The organism is Flavimarina sp. Hel_I_48, from assembly GCF_000733945.1.
Classification (GTDB): domain Bacteria; phylum Bacteroidota; class Bacteroidia; order Flavobacteriales; family Flavobacteriaceae; genus Leeuwenhoekiella.
Map to the genome: position 1 here is coordinate 2,611,748 of NZ_JPOL01000002.1, position 12,366 is coordinate 2,624,113.

A 12,366-nucleotide genomic window follows, 5' to 3' on the forward strand; every position below is an offset into this window, starting at 1 on the left:
CTTGTGCCAAAGGCCTATAAATATAGAAAGAGGACTTGATAAGAGTCCTCTTTCTTGATAATATAAAAATTAGTATTAATATCCAGGGTTCTGTACTAAATTTGGATTTAAGATAACCTGATTTGCAGGTATAGGGAATAAGTTTCTAATTTCATTACCCACTTGAGATTCAGCTTTTAACTCCCAGTTACGGGTATACTGACCGAATCTGATCATATCATTTCTTCTCCAAAGTTCGGCATACAATTCTCGACCCCTTTCGTCAAGTATATCAAGTTCTGTCAAGTTTGCAATAGGGGAAGCTTTTCTTATGGTACGCAATTCATTTATTAATGTAGTGGCAGTACCTACATCACCCATTCTAAATGCTGCCTCAGCTTTCATGAGGTGCGCATCTGCATAACGGAAGAAAATCTCATGCTGTCTGGATGCACCATTTCTGGGATTATACTTAATAAGTCTGATGCCAGTAGTTTCACCATTGTTTAGAAGACTACTGTTTCCTTCTCCATCTACAAAATTCTTTTTGAAAGTTAAGGGATTTCCACCACGATCCTTTAGAGGAGAACCGTTATCAGCATATTGCTGATTAATTAAAAAGCCGTAACCTACACTTGATCCATCAGCAATACCATTGTTATTAATATCTGAACTATTGACTACCTCATTGAGGGGCAATCCTTCTGTTGGAACAAAACCTCGTCGCTCTTCCTGTCCAGACCCTGGTGTATTTACGTCTGAATCACCTTCAAACATGTTATAATATTCAGCCAAAGTCGCAAAACCGTTCCATCCACCACCTACAATTTCTGGTGCCTGATTATAATGAAGACCATTCCAAATTCTATTTTCAACACTTTGGGTTAAAAACCAGATAGTTTCGTTATCCAATTCCCTTTCAAAAATATCAAAATAACCTTCTACAAGATCATAGCCCTCTGCATTTATTGAATTTACCAAGTCTATTACCTCTTGCATATCACCCGCATTTGGTTCAGTTTTAAGATAGACATGTTTATTCAACAATACCTTTGCAAGTAGATAGCGCGCTGCAGCTTTGTTGGGTCTGGAATTGCCTGCACCTGGCGCCTCAGCCTCTAGGCCGTCAATAGCATCATTAAGATCTGAAACAATAAGATCAATAGCTTCCTGACCTTGAATAACGGGTGGGTTATCAAAAGGTGGTGCAGTTACATCCCTGATGGGTACTTGACCAAAATTATCTAGAATTATATAAACGCCAAGTGCCCTAAGAAAACTTGCGCTTGCTTTTACATTGGCACTTGCGGTGGTACGCTCTGATAGTAGTTGTGCAGCCTGAAGGTGCACATTATTCCATTGATTCCAAACATTTTCGATATAAAAATGGCTGGGTCTCCAGTCGTGCTGGTGTAGCTGTCTCCATATACCATTATCTCCCCAGTCAGAACCACGTGTAGGAACAACAGATGCATCTGTTGTGACCTCACTCAGGGCAAATAAATTTTCCTGACCGCCCACTAGTCCATTAATTGAATTGAATGCATTTGAAAGGAATGAGTCAGGATCGGTTACTCCTTGAAAACTTGAATCATTTGGGTCTTGAAATACGGAATCCGTAGCTTCAATTTCCAGATTTGTACATGAGTTCAAAACCATACTCATGGTAAACATACCCAAGATTAGTTTGTATGAACTCAATTTATTATTAATGTTTTTCATGTCGTTTTTTTTAAAATGTTGCATTAAATCCAAAAGTTACAGTAATAGGTCTTGGATAAGAGGAATAGTCTATACCTGCTGTTGGAATATTTGAAGCATTCAAGGAACCTGTATTTGCAGAAATCTCTGGATCAAGACCACTATAGCCAGTTATTAAAAATAGGTTCTGACCTGTAAATGAAAGTCTCATTGATTTAAAGATATTTTCGCCGCTTAAAGGAACATTATACCCCAAGGATGCAGTTGTCAACCTTACAAAATCAGCTTTTTCCAGAAAACGAGTTGAAACGGCCACTGTAGAACCAGGGTTTTCATTCGTGCCTAGGACATCTCTTGTTACATTTTTACCTATTAATAATGCACTTTTTGAAAAGAATGCATTTGCAGTCGCATTGTATACAGAGAATCCAAACTGACCATTAAAATATGTAGATAGATCAAAATTCTTGTATGTTGCATTAATTGAAAGCCCAGCAGTATAATCAGGAACTGCATCTTCGCCTACAAAATACTTATCTGCATCAGGGTCACCAATACCATCACCATCAAAATCAAAATATGTTGGATTTCCAGTTGTAGGATCAAAGCCAGTAAATTTAGCCATATAATAAGAATATAATGGTTGATCCGCTTGCAACCGCTGGGCAAAAGCATTGGATAGACCGTTACCATTTATAGGACCAGCGTTAATTGGCACTTGAATATCTTCTACATTATTACTGTTGTAAGCTACATTAAGACTCGTGGAAAGACTAGCATTATCTGTTCGTATAAAGTCATAGTTCAAAGAAACTTCAATACCATCATTTACGATCTTACCATCAGATAAGTTTTGAAAGATTGTTCCAGATCCAGGTGCTGCAATTTGTGTAGTTAGTAATAAATCCCTTGTCTCCTTGCGGTAAAGGTTGACTGTACCATTAAAACGATCTTGGTTGAACCCAAAATCAATACCTACGTTGAAGTCTGTTGTTTCCTCCCATTTCAAATCTGGGTTAGGAAAACCACCGGCAATAGCTGTTCCTGGCCGTGGAAAAACATTCAAATCATTATTTATACCTCCTCCAGCGGCTGTAGTCCTAAAAATAAATTGACCATATGCAAGACCTTCTTGGCTACCTACTACACCTGCACCGAGGCGTAATTTAAGTGTGGAAAATGCATCTCCCATAAATTCTTCTTTATGTAACTGCCATGCAAATGCACCTGAAGGAAAATAGCCATATCGCTCATTTTCACCAAAGGTAGATGAGCCATCCGCTCTAAAAGTACCTGTGAAAAGATATTTTTCAGCCAGTGTATAATTTGCCCGAACAAAATAAGATTGTAATTCGTCAAAGTTATCGTAGCTGTAATTCATAATATAGGAAGGTATAATACGATTAAAACTTCCTGGTATTTCATCTGTTGTATTAATTTCTGGGAAAAGACGATTTACATATGTGCCATCATTTCCATAACCAAATACGGAATATCGATCTTGAATCAAATTATCAATAATTTTATACTGACTCTTTAATTGATCACTCATTTCACCTAAATCTGTGGTGTTGAAACCAGCACCCTCAGAACCAAAGCCGGAACGTTGAAATTTCTGGTAAGAATAACCACCTACAATAGCTAGATTTGAATTGTCAAAATCTTTGTTGAAATTCAAAGTTGCTTCTAAAAGTTTATTCTCTTGATCACCTACATTATAATTACCCCGACCAATATTGGAAGTGCCATTTAAACCAATAACGGATGATGCAAAAACAGATGTAGTTTCTGCATTAACTTTATCATAGCCTATAGCTACTTTAACGCTCAAAGGATCAATAATTTGATATTCCGCGGAAGCATTTGCCAGAAAACGATCAGTATTTGAAATACCTTCAAAATTTTCCAACAAACTCACAGGATTTAAGACGTTACCACCAGCATCAAAATCAGGATCTAGTGGATAAGTTGGGTTGGCAGTTATAGATGCACCAATTAAATCACCAGTAGAACCTGCACTTCCAGAGATAGGGGCTTTAAGGTCATTAACACGTGACAATGAGAATTGACCACTCAAAGTAAGTTTGTCATCAAATAGTCGCTGGTTTATGTTTAGACGTCCAGAAATCTGTTCCTGGTTTGTGTTTTGAACCACGCCATTTGTCAAACTGTATCCAAATGAGGCACGTACATTACCCGTAGAATAACTTTTAGAATAGCTAAGATCTGAACGTGTTGATGATGTTTTTCTAGTATAGAAGTCTTGAAAATCAGAATCTGCGCCAAAGTCCAATGCATTTGCGTCATTTCCTACGGAAGTAAGAGCTCCTAAAAACTCTTCACGACCCAAAAGGTCATATTTGTTTAGTGGTTCTAAGAAACTTACGGTAGAATTAAATTCAAAAACACCCTCTGAAGCTCCACGACCACTTTTAGTCTGAATTATTATAACCCCATTAGCTCCACGAGATCCATAAATAGCGGTTGCTGATGCATCCTTTAATATGGAAATACTTTCAATATCATTTGGGTTCAAAAAACTTAGGGGGTTGCTCGTGGAAGATCCACCTATACCAGCAACATTTCCAGCTGGTGCTCCGCCAGTTGTTAAAGGGATACCGTCAACAACAAAAAGAGGATTGTTACCCGAACGGATAGAGTTTGTACCACGGATTCTTACATTTATCCCCGCACCTGGTTCTCCTGAGCTTTCTGAGATTTGAACCCCAGCGGTCTTACCTTGAATTAATTGCTCAGGAGATGTGATCACACCCTTGTTGAAATCTTCTGCAGTTACTGAAGAAACAGAACCCGTTGCGTCTCGTACGGTGGTCTGCCCATACCCAATGAGTACGACTTCATCTAAAGTGTTACTGTCTTCTTCCAGTGTCGCATTTATGGTTGACTGGCCATTTACGGGAACTTCTAACTGGGCAAAACCTACATAACTAAATACGAGTATGGCTCCCGCGGGAACATCGTTAATAGTGTAATTTCCGTCAAAATCTGTCGTTGCACCATTTGTGGTCCCTTTTACAAGAACGTTTGCGCCCGGAAGTGGACCACTAGGTTCTGAGATTGTACCGGTTACTGTCTGTGCCTGTAAACCTTCTGCCCCAACAATCGCCGAGAAAAGGAATATACAGAGGAGTAATAATTGCTTCATAAAGGTATTTTTTGTTGTACATAATATAACGTTGTAGTCGAATTACTACAGGTCGTAAATATAGATAAATTATTAACGCAAAAATTAAAAAGTTGCGGAAACGATTGCATAGGGTTTAAATGTATATTTTACGTTTATCGTATTAAAAATGGCAAATCCTTTCTAAAAAATTAATTAAGTTCTCAATCATTGAGTTTTTAATAAAAATAATTCAATCGTTCTTTTCCAAAATTTAACTTTTCGATAGATATATTTATTAATATTTAGCTGGTTTTTAGATTCTAAAGTTTATAAAATAGGAGTACCGCCTTTTAAGTTCTAAATGATCTATTGCATTACATTATGATACGTGTTCCTTTTTTATCGAAAGCGTATCTTTGGATTTATGAATTATGACGTAATGATTGTGGGTGGAGGGGCGGCCGGCTTCTTTACAGCTTTAAACCTGGCGGAACGTAACCCCTCCCTTCGTATCGCCATAATAGAACGTGGCGCATCCTGTCTTGAAAAAGTGCGTATTTCTGGTGGTGGCCGGTGCAATGTTACCCACGCCGAATTTCTGCCCAGACCACTTTCCGTGAATTATCCAAGGGGTGAGAAGGAGCTTCTGGGGCCTTTCAACCGTTTTATGACCGGTGATACCATGGCATGGTTTGAAGAGCGCAATGTTCCTTTGAAGATTGAAGAGGATGGTCGCGTTTTTCCCACCAGTGATAGCTCTGAAACGATCATCAACTGTTTTGAAGCGGAAGCAGAAAAATATGGCATTCAAATTTTATTGAAACATGCATTAAAAGATTTGAGAAAAACCAGTGAAAACTGGTATTTATCTACTTCCTCAGGTGATTTTTCAGCTAAAAAAGTCGTTTTTGCTACGGGAAGCAACCCTAAAATATGGAAATTACTTGCAGGTTTGGGGCATTCTTACACCTCCCCGGTGCCTTCGCTCTTCACGTTTAATTGTAAAGATCCACGCATATCAGAGCTGCCGGGACTTACAACTAATGTAGAGGTTCAATTACTTGCCAGTGGAGAGGAAATAGTTAAAAATGGACGTTCCCAGCGGGTGGATCGTGGTGGTCTCCCCGGGCCATTGCTCATCACGCACTGGGGATTCAGCGGTCCCGCAATCTTAAAACTTTCGGCCTGGGGAGCACATGAATTGGCAGAAATGGGCTATACCTTTAAAATAGCGGTCAATTGGTTGCCAGAGCATAGCCCGGAAACTGCATTAAAGCATATTGAAGCTACAAAAATAACACTTGCCCGCCAGCAGGTAAGTACAAACGTACCTTTTGATATCCCGAAGCGTTTATGGCAAAAACTTGTTGCCGCCACGCTCAAAGATGAAAATAGGCGCTGGGCAGATCTCAATAAACAAGAAATGCTTGATCTTACAGATCAGTTGACTCATAGTGTTTTTTCAGTTGCCGGTAAAAGTAGCTTCAAAGAAGAATTTGTAACCGCTGGTGGGATAAATCTTCAGGAGGTGGACTTTAAGACTTTTGGAAGTAAAGTACATCCCAACCTTTATTTTGCCGGTGAAATTTTAAATATTGATGCGATCACCGGTGGTTTTAATTTTCAAAATGCGTGGACGAGTGGTTTTGTGGTCGCCAATGCCATACAAGAGCATTGGGCGTTAGAAAATGCAGGGTAAACTTTTCCGCGGAAGCGAAATTTCAACTTAAATTGTCTGATTGTTAAGCTACTTTTTGGTTCTTCAATTAGATTTTTGGGCGTTTCCCTGCGGGTCGGGCTTTGCGTTTCAATCTTTTTGCTCGTACCTCACAAAAAGGATTTTTACTGCAATCCCTAACGCAAGGTTCGTTTCCAGAGCTTAAAGTATTCAATTCCTAATTTAAACGCCATATTTCAAAGTTGAGCGCAGCGGCATATGCAACCCAAACAAGGTAGGGCAGAAGTAGATAGGCAGCCCTGGGGTCTACCAGTTTAAACCATTTAACGGTGGGCAACAAAACAAGAAAAAGTATTACAATGCAGAGGAGCGCCGGTAACGGACTTTTTAAGCCAAAGAAAATAACTGACCATAACGCGTTGAGAATAAGCTGAATCCCAAAATGATATAGGGCTGTTTTCACCCATTTGTGATAGAAACCTTTGTTCCATACCATTGCCGCGGCCACGCCCATCATGATGTACAAAACGGTCCATACTGGGCCAAAAAGCCAGTTGGGCGGCGTAAAAACTGGTTTTTCAAGCGCTATATACCAGCTGTGGACGCTACTTTGAGTTGCAACTGCCGCAATGAAACCCACAAGCAGGCAAATGCCCACACAGATTGCGACGCGTATGTGTTCTTTTTTTATCATATTATTAATAAGTTCCAGTTTAAAAATAAACTTTTTTTTCATTTTTGCGATATGCCTTTAAAAAGTGCGACCGCTACGCGCTTTGAAGAACTTATATTTGCAGCATGAGTATAGAAGAATTTGTACCAAAAACCGCTTACAGCCCCTTACCTGCCGGTAAAGTGGGATACGAATCACCCAGTAATATTGCACTTATTAAATACTGGGGAAAACACGGGGAGCAATTGCCCAAAAATACTTCGGTTAGTTTTACCCTCACCAACTGTAAAACCACCACAACGCTGAGCTATAGTCCCCTTGAGACGGAAAAACCAGAAGGTTCTTTTGACTTTGAAGTATATTTGGAAAACGAAAGAAAACCCGATTTTGAGCCAAAAATCGGTCAGTTTTTTACCCGTATTGAGCAGTATTTGCCCTTTTTACGCAATTATAAATTTATAATTAACACGAGCAACAGTTTTCCGCACAGTTCGGGGATTGCTTCTTCGGCAAGTGGTATGAGCGCGCTCGCACTCTGTCTTTTACAAATGGAGCAAAAAATGATAACGGCCAGGTCTGAAGAATTTTTCCTTAAAAAAGCCTCTTTCCTTGCCCGGTTGGGATCTGGGAGTGCCTGTAGAAGTATTTCAGGTCCAGTGGTATCCTGGGGAGAACATAACAATTTGCCCGGAAGTAGTGCCCTTTATGGCACACCATTTATAGGGGGAATTGCTCCCGTTTTTGAAGGTTTTCAAGATACGATCTTACTGGTAGATACCGGTAAAAAAGAGGTGAGCAGCACTGTAGGGCACAACCTGATGAACGATCATCCTTACGCAGAAAACAGATTTCAGCAAGCTGAAAAGCATATTGACCAACTTCTGTATATTTTCAAGAATGGTGATCTTGAAGGTTTTGTAAGTCTAGTAGAGCAGGAGGCGCTTACCCTTCACGCGATGATGATGACGAGTAAACCGTACTTTATTTTAATGAAAGAGAATACGCTCAGTATCATCAATAAAATTTGGGAATTTAGAAAAGAAACAGGTTTGCCGGTTTGTTTCACCCTGGATGCGGGCGCGAATGTTCACGTGTTGTATCCTGAAAAAGATAAACAGGAAATCCTTAAATTTATTAAAGAGGAACTGGCCATATTTTGTCAGAACGGTAGATACATAAGCGATTTTGCCGGAAAAGGGTCAAAAGCCTTACTAAAATGACCGTTTTTACTCATTTTCAGCAGTTTTTTAATCTTATTGTATTATTGCTGGAGAATACGTTAACTTTGCATTCATAGCTTTTAAGGTAAGTTTTTGATACTCATGTAATAAATGATTCAAAATTGAGCTTTGTGGAAGCGGAAACTAAATACTCTTTAATGAAAGGACCTTTATTCTATTCTAAAATTTTGCTTTTTGGTGAATATGGAATCATCAAAGATTCCAAAGGTTTATCCATTCCCTACAACTTTTATAACGGGGCGTTAAAGAAAGAGGAAAATCCGTCTGAAGAAGCGCAGAAGTCCAATGCCAGTTTGCAGCGTTTTGCAACCTATCTGGATACGTTGCAAAGCAACAAACCTGAACTTGTCACATTTGATATTGCATCCTTAAATAAAGATATTTCTGAAGGAATGTATTTTGATAGTACCATACCGCAAGGTTATGGTGTAGGCAGTAGTGGAGCGCTCGTTGCCTCCATTTATGATAAATATGCCCAGAACAAAATAACGATTCTGGAAAATCTTACCCGTGATAAATTGCTGAAGTTAAAGGTAATTTTTGGTGAGATGGAATCTTTTTTTCACGGTAAATCTTCAGGTCTTGATCCTTTAAACAGTTATTTAAGCCTGCCTATTCTTATAAATAGCAAAGACGATATTGAACCTGCCGGTATCCCCAGTCAGACCGTTGATGGTAAAGGCGCTGTTTTCTTGTTAGACAGTGGTATTGTGGGTGAAACTGCCCCCATGATCAATATTTTTATGGAAAATATGAAGCAGGAAGGATTCAGGAAAATGCTGAAAACCCAGTTTGTAAAACATACCGATGCCTGCGTGGAGGATTTTTTGAAAGGCGATGTAAAATCACTCTTCGGAAATGTCAAGCAGCTTTCTAAAACCGTGCTGAGCAACTTTAAACCTATGATCCCGGCTAAATTTCATGAATTATGGCAAAATGGGTTGGAATCTAACGACTACTATTTGAAACTTTGTGGTTCTGGAGGTGGCGGTTATATTCTTGGCTTTACGGAAGATATTGATAAAGCAAGGAAAGCCCTGGAAGGTCACAAGCTGGAAGTGGTTTATAATTTCTAGACCTTTTTTTAAGTTTCCGGGTTTGGTAGGCTTTCGCGCATTTTACGCAAAACCAACTATTTTCATCTCAATTGACACATGTCCCTCATAAACCGAAGAAATAAGTTATTGCTGCTTAAATTTTTCAGTTTATTTTCAGTGGTGCGCGGGTATAATATTCTCATTATAGTCATCGCGCAGTACCTCGCATCTATCTTTATCCTTGCGCCAGATCTTAGTGCACGGGCCATTATCCTGGATGTCAATTTATTTATCCTTATACTGGCAACGTCGCTGGTTATTGCCGGTGGCTATATTATAAACAGTTTTTATGATAGTGAGAAAGATCTCATTAATAGACCAAGAAAAACCAGGCTGGATCATTTTATAAGCCAGAAGAAAATACTCACCCTCTATTTTGTGCTCAATTTGCTTTCGGTGATCATCGCGAGCTATGTTTCTTTTAAGGCAGTGCTTTTCTTTTCGCTCTACATTTTTGGCATCTGGTTTTATTCCCATAAACTAAAGCGCATGCCATTTATTGGCAATCTTACCTCCGCCATACTTTCCATTACACCTTTTTTTGCAGTATTTATCTATTATGGCAATTTTGATCAGGTTATTTTTGTGCACGCCACTTTTCTCTTTCTGATCATAGGAATGCGTGAGATCGTCAAAGATCTGGAAAATTTAAAAGGGGATCTTGCACTGGGTTATCATACCATTCCTATAGTTTTAGGGGAACAGCCTGCAAAATGGTTGATCACAGCGCTGGTTGGTTTTGCCATTATTCCCATTTACTTATTGGTCACACATTATGACATTGGTTTTATGAATTATTATTTCTACGGAAGTGTGGTCCTTTTACTTGTGTTTCTGGGTCTGGTCTGGTTTTCAAGAGCACAGTTACATTATCTTTTACTTCACAATATTCTCAAATTTATCATTGTAGCCGGTGTTTTCAGTATCTTGCTAATTGATATTGATGTATTTTTGGGTAGAATCTTTTAAATGTCCTTAGCTTAGCAGTTTGTGAATGAACAGCTTATCCTAAAACTTCTTAGCTTAATATATACAATCTCAGAAGCGATATGGGTTATTTGATTCTTGAGAATATTTAGCTCTTTTTTTGGTTTTTTTGGCGTTTACCTACGGGTAAGGCTTTACGTTGCAATCTTTTAGTTCGTGCCTCACAAAAAGGATTTCCACTTCAATCCCTAACGCAAAGAAAGTTTTTAGATTATATGATCGCTTTAAGCATTTACTAAGTTTCCGTGTATTTGTTTAAGGTTTTGGTATGCTAATGAAACAAGATAGTGCAAGTTCAACAGAACTGGAAACCCTTTTTGACTACTAAGGGATATGCAAATAGCTCTTACTAAAAACGTACCTTTGCACAAATTTTTTATCATGAAGAAGCAGGACGGAAAGCCTACAAAAAAATATAATAAACCTACTACCGGTAAGAAAGCGGCAGGAGGTAAGCCTTCGGCGAAAGCCGTTAAGGAAAATGCAAGCGCACCAAAAAAACAAAGTTCAAGCGGAATACGCCTCAATAAATATATCGCAAACAGTGGGATCTGCTCCCGCCGCGAAGCAGATCTTTATATTTCTACCGGTCAGGTTACCGTAAACGGCCAGGTGGTAAATGAAATGGGAAGTAAAGTCAATCTGGATGATGATGTGCGTTTTGATGGGCGTCGTATCAACCCTGAGGCAAAAGCCTATGTATTGCTCAACAAACCTAAAGGTTTTGGGGTGACCACAAGCAATAAAAAGGGAATGACGGTTATGGATCTTGTGGCCAATGCCACAAAATCGCGTATTGAGCCCATAGGCCGACTGGGCCGAAATGCAACCGGTCTTCTTTTGTTTACCAATGATGAAAAGGTAATGCAGAAAATGATGAACACAAAAGCCGGCCTGCCCCGTCTTTTTCATATTGAACTTGATAAAAACCTAAAAGGCGAGGATCTTGAAAAGATCAAGCAAGGTCTTACCGTAGAAGGCAAGAAAATTTTTGTGGAAGATATTAGTTATGTGAATGATGCGCCAAGAAAGGAAGTGGGGCTTCAGATCAAGAATATAGGCAACGGTGTGATCAGGACTATATTTGAATATTTAGACTATCAGGTGGTACGCGTGGATTGTGTCACGCTGGGAACCCTTACTAAAAAGGACCTCCCCAGGGGAAAATACAGACATTTAAACCAGCAGGAAATCAATAACCTAATGATGCTTTAAAAAGTGCCTTTTTGGGCTGAAAATTGGCTATTTTAGTCGAAAAACTAGGTGTTTTAGTAAAAAAAAGCGGCAAGTAAAACTTGCCGCTTTTTTATTTTGGGAAGGTATTGAATTAATGTTCGTTGTTTACCTGTTCTGAAAGTACACGTTTGATAGTACTAAATTCTTCAGTGCTAACAAAGAAGACTTTTCTTTTGTCTTTTGAAGCTATCCTGACAGCTTCGCCAATTTTCACATTGTAAAGCCATCCCTGGGTTGTATATCGTATACCAATACCGGTCCACCATTTTAATTCTATCTTTTGAATTGATGAAAAATCAATTTCGGAAAGGTGCATCTTCCTCTTAAAAAGTCCAAAATTAAAATAAGCTACAATCTCTTCACTATTTATAAGAATAGTCAATTTGTGAAAAATCACTGCAATCGCAGCCAATAAAATAACAGGAAAATAAATTGTTGTTATATCATATCTGAAAAAAAGAAAAATACCAATTAATGAGAAAAGGGCATAAATCCAATACGTGTACTGATCTTCCCTAAATACTTCGTTGTGTGCTTTCATATTATAAATGGCATTGAACTTTCTTAGACTAAAAAACTGAATTGCAGGTACTAAACATCTTTTAATGTGTATACTTTATAAAGTTAAACAATCAAGTAATATATCC

Annotated in this window: 9 protein-coding genes; 5 read left to right on the forward strand and 4 right to left on the reverse strand. The window is 38.7% G+C overall.

Going from position 1 to position 12,366, the window contains the following annotated elements:
• Positions 1-75: 75 nt before the first annotated feature.
• Entirely contained in the window at positions 76-1,701 is a 1,626-nt protein-coding gene (locus tag P162_RS11495) for a RagB/SusD family nutrient uptake outer membrane protein (protein ID WP_031427524.1), read from the reverse strand.
• A 10-nt stretch (positions 1,702-1,711) separates the two neighbouring features.
• On the reverse strand, positions 1,712-4,846 hold the full coding sequence (locus P162_RS11500) for a SusC/RagA family TonB-linked outer membrane protein (protein ID WP_031427525.1): 3,135 nt from the start codon (positions 4,844-4,846) through the stop codon (positions 1,712-1,714).
• A gap of 385 nt (positions 4,847-5,231) precedes the next feature.
• Here P162_RS11500 and P162_RS11505 point away from each other — a divergent pair, with 385 nt between their 5' ends.
• Positions 5,232-6,506 (forward strand): NAD(P)/FAD-dependent oxidoreductase, encoded by a 1,275-nt coding sequence (locus P162_RS11505; RefSeq protein WP_031427526.1) that lies wholly within the window; start codon positions 5,232-5,234, stop codon positions 6,504-6,506.
• Positions 6,507-6,702: 196 nt separating this feature from the next.
• On the opposite strand, the gene P162_RS11510 is transcribed toward P162_RS11505, so the two are convergent.
• Complete coding sequence (locus tag P162_RS11510; protein ID WP_031427527.1) at positions 6,703-7,179, reverse strand: TspO/MBR family protein; 477 nt, start codon at positions 7,177-7,179, stop codon at positions 6,703-6,705.
• Between the two features lie 104 nt (positions 7,180-7,283).
• On the opposite strand from P162_RS11510, the gene P162_RS11515 reads away from it, so the two are divergent.
• From P162_RS11515 to P162_RS11530, 4 genes are all read left to right on the forward strand, one after another.
• Positions 7,284-8,378, forward strand: a complete 1,095-nt coding sequence (locus P162_RS11515; protein ID WP_031427528.1) for a diphosphomevalonate/mevalonate 3,5-bisphosphate decarboxylase family protein — start codon at positions 7,284-7,286, stop codon at positions 8,376-8,378.
• Between the two features lie 158 nt (positions 8,379-8,536).
• Positions 8,537-9,475 (forward strand): mevalonate kinase, encoded by a 939-nt coding sequence (locus P162_RS11520; protein WP_031427529.1) that lies wholly within the window; start codon positions 8,537-8,539, stop codon positions 9,473-9,475.
• A gap of 78 nt (positions 9,476-9,553) precedes the next feature.
• Positions 9,554-10,465, forward strand: a complete 912-nt coding sequence (locus tag P162_RS11525; RefSeq protein WP_031427530.1) for a geranylgeranylglycerol-phosphate geranylgeranyltransferase — start codon at positions 9,554-9,556, stop codon at positions 10,463-10,465.
• A 399-nt stretch (positions 10,466-10,864) separates the two neighbouring features.
• Entirely contained in the window at positions 10,865-11,698 is an 834-nt protein-coding gene (locus P162_RS11530) for a pseudouridine synthase (RefSeq protein WP_035917029.1), read from the forward strand.
• 112 nt (positions 11,699-11,810) lie between these two features.
• On the opposite strand, the gene P162_RS11535 is transcribed toward P162_RS11530, so the two are convergent.
• A complete protein-coding gene (locus tag P162_RS11535; RefSeq protein ID WP_031427532.1) occupies positions 11,811-12,260 on the reverse strand; it encodes a hypothetical protein in 450 nt (149 codons plus the stop codon).
• Positions 12,261-12,366 lie beyond the last annotated feature (106 nt).

What these genes read in the sequence shown, in the direction of transcription:
- P162_RS11495 (WP_031427524.1), bottom strand. Translation starts at nt 1,701, where the DNA reads ATGAAAAACATTAATAATAAATTGAGTTCATACAAACTAATCTTGGGT.
- P162_RS11500 (WP_031427525.1), bottom strand. Translation starts at nt 4,846, where the DNA reads ATGAAGCAATTATTACTCCTCTGTATATTCCTTTTCTCGGCGATTGTT.
- P162_RS11505 (WP_031427526.1), top strand. Translation starts at nt 5,232, where the DNA reads ATGAATTATGACGTAATGATTGTGGGTGGAGGGGCGGCCGGCTTCTTT.
- P162_RS11510 (WP_031427527.1), bottom strand. Translation starts at nt 7,179, where the DNA reads ATGATAAAAAAAGAACACATACGCGTCGCAATCTGTGTGGGCATTTGC.
- P162_RS11515 (WP_031427528.1), top strand. Translation starts at nt 7,284, where the DNA reads ATGAGTATAGAAGAATTTGTACCAAAAACCGCTTACAGCCCCTTACCT.
- P162_RS11520 (WP_031427529.1), top strand. Translation starts at nt 8,537, where the DNA reads ATGAAAGGACCTTTATTCTATTCTAAAATTTTGCTTTTTGGTGAATAT.
- P162_RS11525 (WP_031427530.1), top strand. Translation starts at nt 9,554, where the DNA reads ATGTCCCTCATAAACCGAAGAAATAAGTTATTGCTGCTTAAATTTTTC.
- P162_RS11530 (WP_035917029.1), top strand. Translation starts at nt 10,865, where the DNA reads ATGAAGAAGCAGGACGGAAAGCCTACAAAAAAATATAATAAACCTACT.
- P162_RS11535 (WP_031427532.1), bottom strand. Translation starts at nt 12,260, where the DNA reads ATGAAAGCACACAACGAAGTATTTAGGGAAGATCAGTACACGTATTGG.